Below are 16,413 nucleotides of genomic sequence, written 5' to 3' on the forward strand. Positions count from 1 at the left end.
AGTACAATAAAAAAAATTATTCCCAAGCATAAATTGAAGACTCTCCAACGGTTCATTTTCTACTCACCTAATTCGTTTATAGAACGACCAAGAGATTTACCATCTTTGTCGGAAAGTTCTTTGACTGATTGAATATGGCTACCATGATCAAAAAACTGAGTTGTCATTTAGTCCGTACCAGGCTCTGGCTGCGCCAGCACTGAGTTGCTGCCAGCCAGTGCGGCTTAGCCCCATATTGGTCAGTAACTGATAATATCGTTGCCACAGTTGCTGATAACTGCCCTGCCATAAACATAATGGAAAATTACTGGCCAGCATTAGCCGCTCTGCTGGCCACTCACTTAGCACGGCTGCCAGCACCTGCTGTTGCCAGGCCGGGTCGGCCTGACTGTAGCGACCTGCATTTAACAGCTCCCAACCAGACAGTTTCATCGCGACATTGGGCAGCGGTACCAACTGGCGCATGCCTGTTTGCCACTGAGAAAAATTATCAGGCTTTACTAAGCCAGCATGGTTAAGCACCAGCTTTAACTCAGGAAACTGCTGTGCCAGCTGCTGAATTCTTACCACGTTTTTTGCTTTGGCCAGGCTACACTGCACTTCCAGCACCATTTTATACTCGGCTAACGCACCTGCGATTTGCTCCAGCTGCGGCGCATGTAACCAGCGCTCATCGTCGCCTTCAAAAATATGCCGCACCCCGGCTGGCTGATAAGGTAACAGTGACTGTAAATTTGCCAGTACCTGTGGTAGCGCCAGACTACAGTCTAAAAAGGCTACGGCCTTATGGGGCAAGGTCAGGTGTTGCTTAGCCAGCCAGGCCAGTTCCCGCTCTGGCGCACGGTTATCAAAGCCTGCTTCAATATGCACCAGGCCAGCTAAGCGAAACGGCGGCATCAGCTCAAGCTTTTCGGCTGAGTAATCCTGCTGCAATAAGGCTTTATCCGGCCAGTGCCGTGGTTTTTCGCTTGTCAGCCACTGGTACTGGCCGGCACTTAGTTGCCACAAATGCAGATGCGGGTCGACGATTTCCATTGGCGCTATGCTCGTCATCAGACAATTCTCACTGGCACGTTCACTGGCAGGTATAGCCGCCGTCAATAACCTGCAGGCTGCCGGTAATAAAGCAGGCATTGTCGCTCGCCAGAAAGGCTACCAGCGCCGCCACTTCTTCTGGCTGACCTAAGCGACCCAGTGGCTGTTCTGCAGCTTCATCTGCTACTACCGCCGCTTTGTCAGCGCCACTGTTGGCACAGTAGCGATCAATTGCCTGATGAAATAATGGGGTTTCAATGGTACCCGGGCACACGGCATTCACCCGGATACTAAAACGGGCGTAATCCAGTGCGGTAGTTTTGGCCATAGAGGCCAGTGCGTGCTTGGTCAGGTTGTAGGCAAAAGAGTTTTTCTTGGCTATCAGGGCTTGATCGGAGGCGATTAGCACAATAGCACCACTGTGCTGGCTGCGCATTTGCGGCAGTACTGCCTGCACAGCGGCGTATGCTCCTTTGACATTAAGCGCAAACAAGGTATCCAGCGTGGCTTCATCAGTCGCTTCAATATCCGCGCTGATATGGCGGCCGGCATTAGATACCAGTAAATCAATGCGGCCGGTCGTGCTCAGAATAGTCTGAATAACATGTTTTACCGTTGCTACCTGGCTGACGTCACATTCGCGATATTCGCCAAGTTCGCCTGGTACAATATCCAGATTAAATACCTGATATTGTTCATTTAATAACGTTTCAACGATGGCATAACCAATACCCTGGCTACCGCCGGTCACAATAGCGACTTTTTTCATGCCTGCTCCTGCTGAACTCACCTGCAAACATAATAAGCTAAGTGAGCTTTTATTTAAATTTTTACCATGGCTGTAACGCTGTTGTCACTTAACTATTTTATTTTACAACAAAGTGTGGTAGAACTTTCGTTGAAAATAACAACAACATCAGCAGAGGCCGTATTATGGAAAGCTTCGAAGAATTACTGAACATGTTGGAACGCCCGGCAGCAAAACCTAAAGCTGTTAAGCGTAAATGGCGCGAAATTGAAGAGTTAAAAGAGCGCCATCGTCTGAAAAAAGAGCTATGCGACATAGACTGGACCATAGAGCCAGAGCTGGCCGATATCGAGTTATAACGCCAACGCCCAATCATTGATTGGGCGTTGCTGTTTTAGCTCAAGCCATGCGCTTTTGCGGCAACATATCTGTGCTAGCGGCAAACCGAAAGCCAGTTAATGGCCTCGCGGTGGCTGTTTTGCAGCAAGCTGTTGGTTTGCAGAAAATGGCCGCAACCTAAGAAACCCCGGTGCGCGGATAACGGCGAAGGGTGTGGTGCGGTCAGAATATGATGGCGCTCACCGTCGATAAAGCGCGCTTTTTTCTGAGCATGGCTGCCCCAGAGCAAAAAAACCACGCCCTGACAATGCTGGCTGATGGCGCTGATTACCTGATCGGTAAACTGCTCCCAGCCCAACTTGCGATGCGAATTGGGCTGGTTGGCAATGACGGTTAACACGGTATTAAGCAACAATACCCCCTGCCCTGCCCAGCTTTGTAAATTACCGTGGCCCGGTGGGGTAAAGTCCGCATATTCCATTGCCAGTTCTTTATAAATATTGGCCAGGGAGGGCGGCACTTTTACGCCGTCCCGTACCGAAAACGCCAAACCGTGCGCCTGATTCGGCCCATGATAAGGGTCCTGCCCCAGTATCACCACTTTTAACTGTGCCAGCTCGGTAAGTTTAAAGGCATTAAACACATCAGCCTGAGGCGGATATATTATGGTGCCGGCGCTGCGAGTCGCGGCCACCTCAGAGAGCAGCGCCTGAAAATAAGGCTGCTGCTTTTGCTCACCCAATATTTGCTGCCAATCTGTCATGTGCGGTCTAAGGTCCTGATCACCTGCTCTAAGGCTGAGAAGTCTGCCGCAATATCGATGCTAAGTCCAGACTCAGCAGCACAGGCAGCAAGCGCTGGTGGCAACTGAATGGGGTTGCCCAGAATGTTTTCTACCTGCTCTTTAAATTTTGCCGGGTGGGCAGTACCAAAGAAAATACCAAACTCCTCTGGCGCCAGGCTGCGTTTCAGCGCTTTGTAGGCCACGGCTGCATGCGGCTCACTTAAATAGCCCAGTTGCCATAACTGCCGCACGCTAAGCTGGGTGTCATCTTCATCTACTGCGATCGCTTCAATATCATCGCGGTCGATCACCCCCTGCGCCAGCAACGCCTCAATCCGCGGCCAGTTGTTGGGCGCACTGACATCCATCGCGTTAGATAAGGTGGCAACGGTCGCTTTCGGTTGCCATTGTTGACTGCGCCAGTAACGCGGCACGGTATCATTGCTGTTAGTGGCTGCAATAATACGTTTGATAGGTAAGCCCAGTGCTTTGGCAATAAGGCCGGCACATAAGTTACCAAAGTTACCGCTGGGTACTGAAATAACCACTTGCTGACGCTGTGCCGCGGGTACCTGCGCTACCGCTTCAAAGTAATAGCAAATTTGCGCAAACAAACGGCTGATATTAATGGAGTTCGCCGAGGTAATATTAAACTCGTCTACCAGGCTTTTATTATCGAACACCTGCTTTACCAGGGCCTGACATTGATCAAAATCGCCGTCAACTGCCAGGGTGGTGATGTTATCCCCCAGGGTAGTAAACAGCTTTTCCTGCAGGCTGCTGATTTTGCCTTTAGGAAATAGAATAACCACTTTTACCCCGCTCTGGCGGTAAAATGCATGCGCAACCGCCGCCCCGGTATCACCCGAGGTGGCGGTAACAATGGTGGTCGGCTCTGGCTGCGCTTTGGCCAGCGCCTGGGCCATAAAACGGCCACCAAAGTCTTTGAACGCTAACGTTGGCCCATGAAACAGCTCCAAGGCACTGATATTATCCGTGACCTGTACTAGCGGTGCCGGGAACGTAAACGCGCGGTCGACCATCGCCAGCAGTTCAGCTTGCGGCAGTTCATCGCCTATTAATGCAGTTAAAATAGTGCAGCTGCGCTCTACTAATGGCATTGCCAGCAAGGCGTCAATATTCAGCGTTGGCCATTGCGTTGGAAAAAAAAGCCCTTGCTGCTGACCCAGGCCCTGGCGCACCGCCTGTAAAAAACTTACCTGCTCGCTGGCCACTTTTAAATTTGTTAATTGCATTGTCACATCCTCTGGCCATCGTCGGCCGGTTGCAGGGCCAGTGCTCTGGCGCCAGCAGTTGATAATTGGCAAATCCGGGTGCAGGCATCGGCATTTTTTTCATAATGCTGTTGCAAATAAGCGGCAGCGTTAGCGGCGGTAGCGTCGTTTGGACATAGCGCAAATAAGGTTGGTCCGGCACCCGAGATCCCCAGGTGCAGCACTCCGTTTGTCGTCAATGCGCGGCGCAGTGCTGGCAGCTCAGGGATAAGCGTCGTGCGGGCCGGCTCAGCGACTAGGTCCTGCAGCGCCGCAATGGCTTCAGGTTCGTCCTGACAGTATAACGCGCTGACAAAACGACTCAGCATGCCGGCAAATTCAATACTGTCTGCCAAAGATAACTGCCGGGGCAATACCTCCCGGGCAGCTTTAGTGGACAATACGGTGCCTGGGTAGCTTAATACCACCCGCCAATGGCTGAACCAGGGCAACGTCCGGCACAGATTTTTGCTACCTGGCAACATTAATTGCAGGCCGCCCAGCAAACTTGGCGCAACATTGTCAAAATGCACGCTGCCACTGACTCCGCCTTCTGCCTCTGCCATTAACTGCAGTAATTGCGGCTGGTTCAATGGCCGTCCAAAATAGTCATTAAAGGCATAACAGGCAACAACAATAGAGCAGGCACTGGAGCCCAGACCGCTGCCCACAGGCAGGTTTTTCTGTAAATGCAGCGCTAAGCGGGGTAATGGCTTGCCCACTGCTTGCTCGAAGGCATAAAAACAGGTTAAGACTAAATTGGTACTGCTGTCGGCAGGCAACTGATGGTGGTAACGACCGCTGATCTGTAAGCTAAGCTCGCTCTGCTCGCCGGTTATTTCCAGCACATCCCCAAATAAAGCGTCGCTTACATCTCCCCCTGCTACGGGTTCAAATGCAGCGCCGAGTAGATCAAAACCAACCGAAAAGTTGCCGGTTGAGGCCGGCGCAAAATAACGGGCTATCGTAGAATTTTTCATGGTATTTACACCTGCTGCTGCCAGCTTAGGGTCCGCATAATATCACTGAACACCCCCGCTGAGGTTACTGCAGCCCCGGCACCATAGCCCCGCAGCACAAACGGGATAGGCTGATAATAGCGACTGTGAATTGCCAGCGCATTCTCTCCGTCTTTTACTTTGGCCAGCGGATGATCCTGACTCAGCGCCTTAATAGCCACCTGACATTTGCCATCGCGAATTTCGCCAATGTAGCGCAGCACTTTGCCCTCTGCTGTTGCCGCTTTGACCCGCTCCCGAAACGCATCGTCCAGTGAAGGCAATCGCGTCATAAAATCGTCAGTGCTGCCACTGCTATCGAAGTCGGCGGGAAGCACCGGCTCAATGCTGACATCACTCAGTTCCAGTGCCATGCCGGCTTCACGCGCCATGATCAGCAATTTACGGGCAACATCGGTCCCCGATAAATCGTCACGTGGATCCGGCTCGGTAAACCCCATCGCCTTAGCTTTACTGGTAACGGCAGACAAACTGGCGCCCGCTTCTAATTCACCAAAAATATAAGACAATGAGCCAGATAAGATCCCCTCAAACGCCAGTAATTCATCGCCGGCATTTAACAATCCCTGCAAGGTATCAATAACCGGTAATCCGGCGCCTACCGTCGTTTCATACAGAAAACGCCGCCGCTGCTGCTGTGCAACCTGGCGCAACTGACGATAATAACTGAGACTGGCCGTATTGGCTTTTTTATTTGGTGTGACAACATGAAAGCCGGCAGCCAGAAAGTCAACATACTGACTGGCCACCGCCTCGGCACTGGTGCAATCGACCAGCACCGGGTTGGTAAGATGTTGCTGCCGGACAAAATCGCTAAGGGCCGCCAATGAAAAACCGCTTTGGCTTTGCGTAAGGTCTGCCTGCCAGTTGCTCAGGTCAACGCCCTCTTTCGCCAGCAACAACTGCTGTGAGTTGGCAACGCCATATACCGTTAATTTAACCTGCCGTTGTTGCAAAAAACCTTGCTGGCGCTCAATCTGCGCCAGCAACTCAGCGCCGACTACACCACACCCCACCAGAAAGACATCGATACTGGGAATATGACTGAAGAAGTTTTCGTGACATACCCTTACGGCATCTTTACAGACGGTTTGTTCAACCACCGCCGAGATAGAGCGCTCGCTACTATCCTGCGCAATAGCCACGACGTTAACCCGGGCCTGTGCCAACGAGGCAAAAAACTTAGCCGCCACACCACGATGCTGACGCATACCATCGCCCACCAGGCTGACAATTGCCATATCAGCCAGAATACTGACCGGGCGCAGTAAACCGGTTTGCAGTTCCAGTTCGAACTCCTGCTCCAGCGCTTTTTGCGCCCGGTTAAGGTGTAATTGTGATACACAAAAACTGATACTGAATTCAGAAGAAGACTGCGTAATTAAACTCACCGAAATTTGCGCCCGGGCCATCGAAGCAAACACCCGGCTTGCCATACCGACTACGCCTTTTAACCCCGGCCCTGATACCGTAAACAGCGCCAGGTGCTCCAGACTGGAAATACCCTTTACCAGCGCTTCGCCGTCGCCGGTAACATCAATGCAGGTGCCCGGTGCAGCCGGATTCAGGGTATTTTTGATATAACAGGGAATGTGATAACGTGCCAAAGGACCGATGGTTTTTGGGTGCAGTACCTTAGCGCCAAAATACGACAGCTCCATCGCCTCATCATAGGATAAACGGTCAATCAGGCGGGTTTGTTTAACCTGCCGTGGGTCAGCGCTGTACACGCCATCAACATCGGTCCATATTTCACAGGCCTCAGCCCGCAAACTGGCCGCAACTATTGCTGCTGAATAGTCAGAGCCATTGCGTCCCAGCAAGGCTGGCTCACCCTGGCTATTACTGGAAACAAAACCGGCTATAACGTATACCGAGGCGCCTTGCCCGGCAATAGCCTGCTGCAAGGTGCGTTCAGAGCCAGCAATATCAGCCGTGGCGTTCAGATAATCCCCCTGACTTTTAATCAGTGTCACCGCATCCAGGGCCACTGCCTTAACCTTGTCAGCGCAAAGCAATGCGGTCATTAACGCCACACTAAATTGCTCACCTAAACCCAGAATTTGCGCTTTAATATGATCCGGGCAATGTCTTAGCAGGCTGATCCCCTGCAGATGCAGCGCCAGTTGATGCAACTGCTGCTGCCATAAGGCCTGCACTTCACTAACCTGCAACGCAGATAACGCCGTGGCGTCATTTAGCAGCTGTTGATAACGTTCAGTCAGCGCGGTTAACACGTTCTGATAGTCTGAACCCAGATAAGCGAGGTCGGTCAACTCAACCAGCATATTGGTCACGCCCTGGGGGGCGGATAACACCAGACACACCGGGCCAGCGGCTGCCTGACGCTGCACAATGTGCGCAACTTCGGCAAAGCGAGGCAGTGATGCCAGCGACGAGCCGCCAAATTTTAGCACTCTCATTTTTTACTCCTTGCGCATCGAATTAGTTGTTATGTTGTTATTGCCGACCAAGGCCAGGTAAACACCTGCAAATGGGTAAAAAAAAACCCGTGACATTTGAGGTCACGGGTCTTTTTACAGACAACACACCGCCGACCTCCTACCCCGAAGGGTTGGTGGTAATAATAATGGTGGTGAGGTCTGCTGTTCTTATTTTCATATCAAGCACTATGCACAGACTTGTAGACGTCTGTCAAACAAAAAATAGTCGCCATTACGATTTTACCTTTTTAAGGGAATCTATTAATTCAGGATAATACGTTACCACCTGATTGCGACCATTACGCTTGGCTTGATACAAGGCTAAATCTGCTTGCTGGATAAGTTCATCGGCACTAATGCCGCTGCTAAACTGGCTTACACCAATACTCACGCTGGTCATAAGCTGCTGTTGTTTGTATTCAATCGGGGTGGCAGCGACCCGCCGGCAAATACGCTTAGCCACCTCGATAGCACCGTCCAGCGGTGTGTCGGGCAGAATAATGGCAAACTCTTCGCCGCCGTATCGACCAAATAAATCGGTTTCACGCAGTAAGCTGCCGATCAATTTCGCCACTTCAATTAATACTAAATCGCCAGCCTGATGGCCGTAATCATCATTCAGACGTTTAAATTTATCCAAATCGAAAAACAGTAGTGATAACGGGTGCTGATACCGGCCCGCCCGTTGCACTTCAATCTCCAGCTGTTGCTGCCAGTAATTCCGGTTAAGTACGCCTGTTAAACCATCCATTCGGTTTACCTGCTGCAACTGCAAATTGCTTTGCTGTAACTGGCTTTGATAAACATAGGCATCGGTAGCGTCTTCAATCAGTAAGCACACAAAGTGCTCACCGCTGGCAGGTTCGGTCAGTGGCAACATATTGCAGTTTTGCGCCATATACTGATTGGCACTGCTAACCGGTCGCAGATGGGGTAGTTTAAACAAATATTGGCGCTGCTCCCATGAGCTAAATGCCGGGCTTTGCAAACTCAGTACACTGCTCAGCTTACGACTAAGCCAGGCTTTTGGTGCATCTGGAAACACACTGAAAATGTCTTTACCCTGAATCGCTTCCAGCTGGATATCCGCTCGTCGGCAAATATAAGGATTAATATAAACAATTTGCAGCTGGGCATTGAGTAAAATCACCCCACTGTTCAGTTGCTGCAATAAAGGACCGGAAAGCCAGTCAATCTTCATCAGAATTCCGCCAGCACATGATCCAGAATCGTTTTTAGTTTTAACACGGCTTCACCCGGGATCAACAAAATCATATTGCAGTCGAAACTGTGGTCAGTAAGCTCGTAACGAATATCCACTTTTAAGGCCAGCTGCCAGTGAAATGCTGTTTGTTCCAGCTTACTGATAAAATCGCTGTCGCGAGAAGAGATAATCCGCGGTGCCGCATAAGAAAAACTGTTGTCCAGTTGTTCTGCCAGACCATTTAAAAAGGTTGTGGTTAAAATTGAGCTGATATCGGTCAGCATTTCAGCTTCACTGGCCGCGTCATCATCATACCCCAGTAACGCGGCAATGTTGCCGGCATTATCCAGCTGATACAGCAGAATAGTTTCACCGCGCAGACCGCCATCACCGAAAAAACCCAGACTGATCATCGAGCTATTCTGGCCCTGATACTGGCCACGAAACTGTTCAGGAATTTCCGCAGCATTCACTAAGCCAATTGCCGGTACCTGCAAATGAACAAAGGTATTAAGAAACCGCGCCAGTTTGTCGCTGGCCAGCCCCATCGCTACGTTAATCAGCTCTTGTAAGCAGTCTCGTTGCTCTTCAGTAAAACTCAAGTCTGTCATATCAAACCATATTGTCGCATCACTGCGCTGAGTTTATCGGTATTTACCGGCTTTTGAATAAATGCCAGCGCACCGAGATCCATTACTCGTTTTTGCATTTCCGGCTGGATATCAGCGGAGACAACAATGACAAAAACATCCATTTTTTCTGCTTTAATCGCTTCCAGTACGCCAACGCCGTCTAATTCAGGCATTGTCAGATCCAGGAACACCACGCCAATTTCCTGGCCACGTAATACTTCCAAGGCCTCCATGCCATTGGTAGCCGTCACTATCTCGGCATCAAACGCAGCGGGCAAGGATTTTTTCATTTGGTTTCGTGCAAGTAAAGAATCGTCACAAATTAACGCGGTTAAAGCCATCAGTACTGCCTGTCTAAAGTTGGATAAATGCATCTGTTGGTTAAAAAATATATACAGAAGGCCGCCAGATTGCAATATCAAGCCAATAATTAGCACAGCGTTAGCCCGCTTGAATAACAGACAGCTTACCCCTCTGCAGCATGCTTAGCAGTGCCCTTACACTTATTTAGCACCAGCTATTTTAAAAGCCCGCTTTATTGGTTAAGGTAGGTCAGACTCAGTATTACATTATCCGGTGAAAAAAAGGTTATTGCATGCAGCAAAAAAGCCTGTCCCGCAATCTGCTTACCAAGGTGTTGTCAGTCTATTTTATTCTGACGTTAATTGTTACTCTCGCGCAGATTGTGGCAGAGTATTACAATACAAAAAACTTAATTAACAGTGACTTAGAAACACTTCAGCAGACTTTTTCAGGCAGCTTAACCCGGGCAATCTGGGAGCTGAACACGCCACAAGCGCTTATAATTGCCGATGGATTGCTGTCTATACCGGCAGTAGAAGGTATTGTGGTGCGGGACGACAGCGGTGCGGTTATTACTCAGTTAGGCCGCTACATTGATGTTAAAGAACGGTTTAGCAGCCAGTTAGTCCGCGAAGGGGTGCGACTAACGGAGCAACAATCCGGCATTTTCGGTTACACCTTTCCGCTTATTTTTGAGTTTTCCGGCCGGGCTACCCAGGTAGGCGATGTTACGCTGTTTTCCAGCCGTGCAGTGGTTATTGACCGGATTAAAGTCGGTATTTATTTTCTGATTGGCAATGCCATGCTGAAAACCACCTTCCTGATTATTCTGTTTTTAATGGCGTTTCGAAAACAACTTACCGAGCCGCTGGCCGATATCAGCCGGCAAATTGAAGATCTGGAGCTTGATCAACTCGATGGTGCCCGGGTCGATGTCGATAAAAGCCAGTCTTCTGAACTAACACTGATGGCAGACGCCTACAACCGGTTGATCAACCGGGTTCAGGACTACAAAGCACAGCTTGGCAATACCCAGAAGCAATTGCTAACCTCAAATGAAAAACTGGACCAGCAAAACCTGTTACTGGAGCAGGAAGTAGCCCGCAAAACTTCAGGCCTTAGTCAGGCGATGATGGACTTGCAGCAACAGAAACAGGAACTGGAACTAAAGCAGCAAAGCTTACGCGAAGAAATTGAGCGCCGCCGTCACACCGAAGAGGCGTTGCGTAGCAAGCAAACTGAGCTGGAACAGCTGGTTGACCATTTAAATCAGGCTCAGGACCGGTTAGTCCAGTCAGAAAAAATGGCGGCATTAGGTGGTCTGGTAGCCGGTATTACCCATGAAGTGAATACCCCGGTTGGCATCGGTGTCACGGCCACCAGCTTTCTGGCCGAAAAGCTTTCTAGCCTGCAACACGCCTTTAACGATAAATCACTGACCTCAAAAACACTGGAGGCGTTTATTAATGAAGCACTTCAGGGTACCGATTTATTACAATCTAACTTAAGCCGGGCGTCTGAACTGATCGCCAGCTTTAAACAAATTGCGGTTGATCAGGCCAGTGAAGCGATTCGCACCATTAATCTGGCCGAATATATTAATGAAGTGATCCGTTCGTTGCAGCCTAACTTTAAAAAGACCCAGCATCAGATAGAAGTAAACTGCCCCGATAACATTATTCTGCGTTGTCCGGCCGGCGCGATCTCACAGATTTTCACCAACTTACTGATGAATTCCCTTATTCACGGCTTTGAAAATATGAAAGAGGGTTTGATCCGGATCACCGTGCTGGACGAAGACAACAATGTTGATATCCGCTTTACGGACAACGGCAAAGGCTTAGCGCCAGAGCAGTTGGAGAAATTGTTTCATCCGTTCTTTACCACCAAACGCGAACAGGGCGGTAGTGGCCTGGGTACGCATATTACGTACAATCTGGTACGCCAGACCTTGGGCGGTAGTATAGCGGTAAGCAGTGAGCCGGGCCAGGGCTTGCACTACCATATTCGCTTCCCAAAAAACCTGAAACTCGACGGCTGATCCGCGTTATACTCGCCAGCTTGTTAAAAGAAGGACAGGTTTTTTATGTGGTTTAAAAATATCCGGGTTTATAAATTAAGTGCCCCGCTAAGCACTGATCCGCAGCAACTGGAAAATGCCCTGGCTGAGTTTAAGTTTGCCCCCTGCACCGGCCAGGAAGCGGTTAAAACCGGTTTTAGTTTTCCGCTGCATGCCAGCATTAAGCAATACTGCCATCCGATGGCTCAGGGCTGGTTATTTGCCGTAAAACGTCAGGAAAAAGTATTACCGGCGGCAGTGATAAACGAAGAGTTGCAACCAAAAATTGACGCCATGGCTGCTGAGCAGGGACGGCCACTGAGTCGCAAAGAAAAACAAAGCTTAAAAGAAGAGTTAATCCAGACGTTGTTGCCCCGGGCATTCAGCCGCTCTACCCTTACCCATGGCTACTACGATGCGGAGCATAACTGGCTGGTGATTAATACCGGCGGTGCCGGTAAAGCGGAAGACATTCTGGCGCTGTTACGCAAAGCTCTGGGCTCGTTACCGGCGCTACCCTGGCTGGATAACCATAAGTTAAACTCACATTTGCAATTATGGCTACAGAATCAGGCACTGCCGGAAGGTTTCACGCTGGGTAATGATGCTGAGCTTAAAGCGCCTGATGAAGAAGGTGCCAAAGTTAAATTTACTAATCACCTGCTAAGCGCAGATGACGTACAAAGTCATTTGCAGGATAAGCTGGTGACAAAAATTGCCTTACAACAACCTGAAGGGTTAAGCCTGCATGTCAGTGATGATAGCAGTATTAAAGGCATTAAATACCATGAGCTGCTTACCGGCCAGAACGAAGAAATGGGCTGGGAAGATTTAAGCCTGCGACTCGATGCGGATTTATTATTGATGAGCAGCAGTCTGAACCAGGCTTTGCAAGCCATTGCCGTTCGGTTACAGACTGCACAAAGCGAGTAGCTAGCGACCAGCGAGCTGCTGCGGACATTGCGCTGGCGCTATTGAAACAGCGCCCGCACATCCTGATAGCAACCGGCAATTTCCGGTTGCTGCATAAACTCAGGCACCGGCACCAGCTCCTGCGTGACGTAGTTAGCCAGCAGGGCCTGAGCCTGCTCAGGTGCATAGTAATTACGGTTAATAGCGGCCAGCCGGATAAAGTCTGTATAGCCAGGCACCAGTTCACTTTGCGGCTTTCGCCAGTGCTCTACCACCGGCATAAACTCCTCACCAAAACCCCAGCTTTTAATTATTTTCAAACCTACTATGGCCGCAATTTTATCAATTAATACCTGCATAAATGCCGGATGGCCAAAAACATCAGGATGACGTTCGGCTTCAATCAGCACCGGTAAGGCCCCTATATTATGGATCAGGGCTGCCAGCGCCATAACATCGGTATTCAGCTTACAGGTGCGATGGCGCGCTTTATAAAACTGCAGACAGGCTACCGCCACACTGGCCGTTTGCACACTGTCTCGCCACAATCTGTCCAGTTGCTGCTGAACCTGCTTGTGCTGAGACACAAACAACTGCTCCATGGCCATCGCGATGGCGATATTTTTTATCTGGCTCAAGCCAATCCGGGTCACCGCCTGATTTAAACTGTTTACCTGAATAGAGCGTCCCATAAAAGCACTGTTGGCAACTTTGATCATTCTGGCTGACAACGCCGGATCCTGACTAATCACATCAGCCATTTGCTGCAAACTGATTTGCGGGTCGTCGGCACGCTCACGAACCTTTAGCGCAATATCGGGTAACGTTGGCAATACCAGTCGGTCTGAGCGTATTTTCTCTTCCAGAATAATTAATAAAGCACGTTGTGCACTCATCGGCGCCCCCGTCAGTGGTTAATACTCAATTTGGTTAATTTGTGGTGGTTGCGCAATATGATCGGTTAACTGACGCAATAACGTGGCAATGGCAGCAGGCTCTGTGGTTATCGCCTGTTCTATCTCTCCTGCCAACAGGGTCACTTGTGGATAGCCCATACTGCCGGCGCTACCTTTGAGGCTGTGGGCAGCAAAACGCAATGCCGCCCAGTCTTCAGCTTGAAAGTGCTGTTGTAATTCTGCTAACAATCCGGGCAACTGCATGCCAAACTGCTGCTTTAATGCCTGCATTTGCGGATCCTGATCTAACCGCACTAACCATTCATCTTCCGTATTTTTACGAACATTAGCAAAACGATTCAGTATCGCTAAAAACTCACTCTGGACCACCGGCTTTCCTAATAATGCCTGACAACCAGCTCGTTTATAACGCTCGACATCCTCACTCATCACGTTGGCGGTGACGGCGATAATCGGCACTTCTATGCCGGCATGCCGAATAAGCCGGGTAGCTTCCTCGCCCCCCATTAGCGGCATTTGCATATCCATAAATACCAGATCGAAATCATCCTGTAACGCCCGTTCAACCGCTTTGTGGCCATTATCCACCACCACCACGGTTACCTTACTTTTCTCTAATAATAGTTTAAGCAGCAGCTGGTTATCCGGATTATCCTCTGCTACCAGTACCCGGATTGAACTGTCACTGGCTAAAACACTACTGCCCGGTGATTGCTTTTGCGAAGGTTGATAGTCACTTACCAACTCAATGTCCTGCTGCTGACAATGCAAAATTACTTCAAAGCAGCTACCAATTCCTTTGACACTTTCAACCTGGATATCGCCGCCCATCTGCTCCATTAACTTTTTCGAGATCACCAATCCCAGGCCGGTACCACCAAAATGGCGGGTTACCGTGGCATCTGCCTGGACAAAGGGCCGGAAAATGCGGGCCAGCTCTTCTTCACTCATTCCTATACCGGTATCTTTTACCTTAATGGATAGCTGCCTCGCCAGCTGATCATAGTTAACCTGAAAAACCACTTTGCCTTTCTGCGTAAATTTGACAGCGTTGCTGCTGAGGTTAAGCAGTACCTGGCGAAAACGCAGACTATCGCTCATCAGATATTTGGGTAGCGGGAAATGCCACTTCAGCTGGCAGGTTAAACCTTTACTTTGTGCCTGCTCCGATGCCAGCTGATAAATATCATCAATGGTGGCAAGGCAATCAAATTGCTCGCGCTCCAATTCAAGTTTATCGGCTTCAATTTTTGATAAATCTAAAATATCGTTGATCAGACCAAGCAGATGGTCACCACTTTTTAACACCCGTTTTAAGTAGTCCTGCCGTTTATCGGGATCGTTTTCCTGCAATGCCTGCTCACTAAAACCAATAATCGCCGTAAGCGGAGTGCGGATCTCATGACTCATATTTGCCAGAAAAACGCTTTTTAAGCGGTTAGCCTGTTCTGCCGTTTCCCGGGCTAAAATCAGCTCCTGATTCGCACCAGCCAAATCATCGTTGGCACGGGCCAGGTCCTGAGTTCGACGCAGCACTTTGTCTTCCAGCTGCTGCTTATAAGCTCGCTCCCGCTCACGGTAAACCCGTAACTGGCGTACCATCACATTAAAAGCCGCAAACATGTCACCGAGTTCATCCTGCTTTTTCACTTCAAGCAATACCGACAAGTCACCACGTCCGACCGCTGTTTTTGCTGCTGTAAGCTGTTTGACCGGGCTAAAAATATGCTTAATTAACAACCAATAAACTAACAGCGGTAATAGCAGGCATACCAAAACCATCAGCAACACTAATACCCGTGACAACCAACGTTGCTGGCCATGCAGTTGGGCGGGGTCCAGCCCATACAGCAATTGATAATTACCCGGTAAAGGTGCCCCCAATAACTCACGGTACTGGCCAAGTAACAACACACTCTGCAGGCTGTCGGCAGCAATACTTTGCTGGATTTGCCTGAAATTTGTTGGCGCAAACGCACTGTTAATCAACACCGGTTCGGCAGCATAAGCAATATTAGCCGTTTTACTAATCATCAGGTTGACACTGTTACTGGTGTAAGGAGAGTTAACAATAGTCTCAAGTAAATCCGGGCTGACCATAATCACCAGATAACCCCATAAGCGGCGTGATTCGGTAATAGAGCTGAGGTAAAGCTTTTTGGCAAAATACAATTTTCGTTCGCGACTCCCCGGTAACAGCGCCAGAAAATAGCCCTGATCATCAATCATGGCTTGTAGCGGTGAAAAGTACTCATTTCGAAAGCGGTTAGGTACCGCAATCGTATCGGTGATCTCGGGCAGATGCAGCGCATATTCGCCATTAAGTTGCACCAGCTTAATGGCTTCAATATTGGGGTGCTCTGCCGAAAAACGCTGCCAGTAACTGAGCAGTGGTGTCAGTAAGGCACTATCATTGGTTTGCAGGTAATGATGTAAATTGGGGTTAAGCGCCAGCATTTGCAGTCGCGTTTGCTGGGTACTGATAAAATCATGTAATTGTTGCTGATGAGCAGCCAACGCGCTGCGCACCTGATAGAAGGTTTGTTGCTGCATATAGCGCTGACTGTATTGATAGGCCAGGTAGCCAAACAATAGCACCGGTAGCACCAGCAATGGCAACATGTAGGCAACCAGCGTTTCTCTTAACCTCATAACTGCACGAGCCTGATCTGCACTTTTAACAATGTCGGTAGCCACAGCATAACCAGCTAACTGACTGGCTACAAGCATATTGACACAAAGG

At 49.5% G+C, this 16,413-nt stretch carries 14 protein-coding genes; 3 read left to right on the top strand and 11 right to left on the bottom strand.

All coding sequences use genetic code 11. The features are described 5' to 3' along the window. Positions 1 to 147: 147 nt before the first annotated feature. The gene (locus B2X65_RS13360) at positions 148 to 1,134 is read right to left on the bottom strand and encodes an amidohydrolase family protein (protein WP_290613311.1); all 987 of its coding nucleotides are present in this window, start codon (positions 1,132 to 1,134) and stop codon (positions 148 to 150) included. Next, positions 1,076 to 1,804, bottom strand: a complete 729-nt coding sequence (locus tag B2X65_RS13365) for an SDR family NAD(P)-dependent oxidoreductase (protein ID WP_290613312.1) — start codon at positions 1,802 to 1,804, stop codon at positions 1,076 to 1,078. Before B2X65_RS13365 ends, B2X65_RS13360 begins: the two co-directional genes overlap by 59 nt. A gap of 164 nt (positions 1,805 to 1,968) precedes the next feature. Between B2X65_RS13365 and B2X65_RS13370 the strand changes: the two genes are divergently transcribed. Beyond that, entirely contained in the window at positions 1,969 to 2,142 is a 174-nt protein-coding gene (locus B2X65_RS13370) for a DUF3545 family protein (RefSeq protein WP_019675643.1), read from the top strand. Positions 2,143 to 2,216: 74 nt separating this feature from the next. On the opposite strand, the gene ung is transcribed toward B2X65_RS13370, so the two are convergent. From ung to B2X65_RS13405, 7 genes are all read right to left on the bottom strand, one after another. Continuing rightward, positions 2,217 to 2,885 carry a uracil-DNA glycosylase gene (ung, locus tag B2X65_RS13375; RefSeq protein WP_290613313.1) on the bottom strand — a complete coding sequence of 223 codons (669 nt, stop codon included), beginning with the start codon at positions 2,883 to 2,885 and terminating at the stop codon, positions 2,217 to 2,219. Further along, positions 2,882 to 4,162, bottom strand: a complete 1,281-nt coding sequence (thrC, locus tag B2X65_RS13380) for a threonine synthase (protein ID WP_290613314.1) — start codon at positions 4,160 to 4,162, stop codon at positions 2,882 to 2,884. The genes ung and thrC overlap by 4 nt, the downstream gene beginning before the upstream one ends. 2 nt (positions 4,163 to 4,164) lie before the next feature. Next, positions 4,165 to 5,160, bottom strand: a complete 996-nt coding sequence (thrB, locus tag B2X65_RS13385) for a homoserine kinase (protein ID WP_290613315.1) — start codon at positions 5,158 to 5,160, stop codon at positions 4,165 to 4,167. Positions 5,161 to 5,165: 5 nt separating this feature from the next. Then, a complete protein-coding gene (gene thrA / locus B2X65_RS13390; protein ID WP_290613316.1) occupies positions 5,166 to 7,622 on the bottom strand; it encodes a bifunctional aspartate kinase/homoserine dehydrogenase I in 2,457 nt (818 codons plus the stop codon). Between the two features lie 253 nt (positions 7,623 to 7,875). Beyond that, on the bottom strand, positions 7,876 to 8,844 hold the full coding sequence (locus B2X65_RS13395) for a sensor domain-containing diguanylate cyclase (RefSeq protein ID WP_290613317.1): 969 nt from the start codon (positions 8,842 to 8,844) through the stop codon (positions 7,876 to 7,878). Next, the gene (locus B2X65_RS13400; protein ID WP_290613318.1) at positions 8,844 to 9,458 is read right to left on the bottom strand and encodes a chemotaxis protein; all 615 of its coding nucleotides are present in this window, start codon (positions 9,456 to 9,458) and stop codon (positions 8,844 to 8,846) included. Before B2X65_RS13400 ends, B2X65_RS13395 begins: the two co-directional genes overlap by 1 nt. Then, positions 9,455 to 9,820, bottom strand: coding sequence for a response regulator (locus B2X65_RS13405; RefSeq protein ID WP_290613320.1), 366 nt, complete (start codon positions 9,818 to 9,820; stop codon positions 9,455 to 9,457). Before B2X65_RS13405 ends, B2X65_RS13400 begins: the two co-directional genes overlap by 4 nt. Positions 9,821 to 10,074: 254 nt before the next feature. On the opposite strand from B2X65_RS13405, the gene B2X65_RS13410 reads away from it, so the two are divergent. Beyond that, a complete protein-coding gene (locus B2X65_RS13410) occupies positions 10,075 to 11,823 on the top strand; it encodes an ATP-binding protein (RefSeq protein WP_290613322.1) in 1,749 nt (582 codons plus the stop codon). A gap of 45 nt (positions 11,824 to 11,868) precedes the next feature. Continuing rightward, positions 11,869 to 12,774 carry a recombination-associated protein RdgC gene (locus tag B2X65_RS13415; protein WP_290613324.1) on the top strand — a complete coding sequence of 302 codons (906 nt, stop codon included), beginning with the start codon at positions 11,869 to 11,871 and terminating at the stop codon, positions 12,772 to 12,774. 38 nt (positions 12,775 to 12,812) lie between these two features. On the opposite strand, the gene B2X65_RS13420 is transcribed toward B2X65_RS13415, so the two are convergent. Further along, positions 12,813 to 13,649 (bottom strand): HDOD domain-containing protein, encoded by an 837-nt coding sequence (locus tag B2X65_RS13420; RefSeq protein WP_290613326.1) that lies wholly within the window; start codon positions 13,647 to 13,649, stop codon positions 12,813 to 12,815. An 18-nt stretch (positions 13,650 to 13,667) separates the two neighbouring features. After that, positions 13,668 to 16,322, bottom strand: coding sequence for a hybrid sensor histidine kinase/response regulator (locus B2X65_RS13425; protein WP_290613328.1), 2,655 nt, complete (start codon positions 16,320 to 16,322; stop codon positions 13,668 to 13,670). Positions 16,323 to 16,413 lie beyond the last annotated feature (91 nt).

The sequence above is a fragment of the Arsukibacterium sp. UBA3155 genome (assembly GCA_002364615.1).
Taxonomy (GTDB): domain Bacteria; phylum Pseudomonadota; class Gammaproteobacteria; order Enterobacterales; family Alteromonadaceae; genus Alishewanella.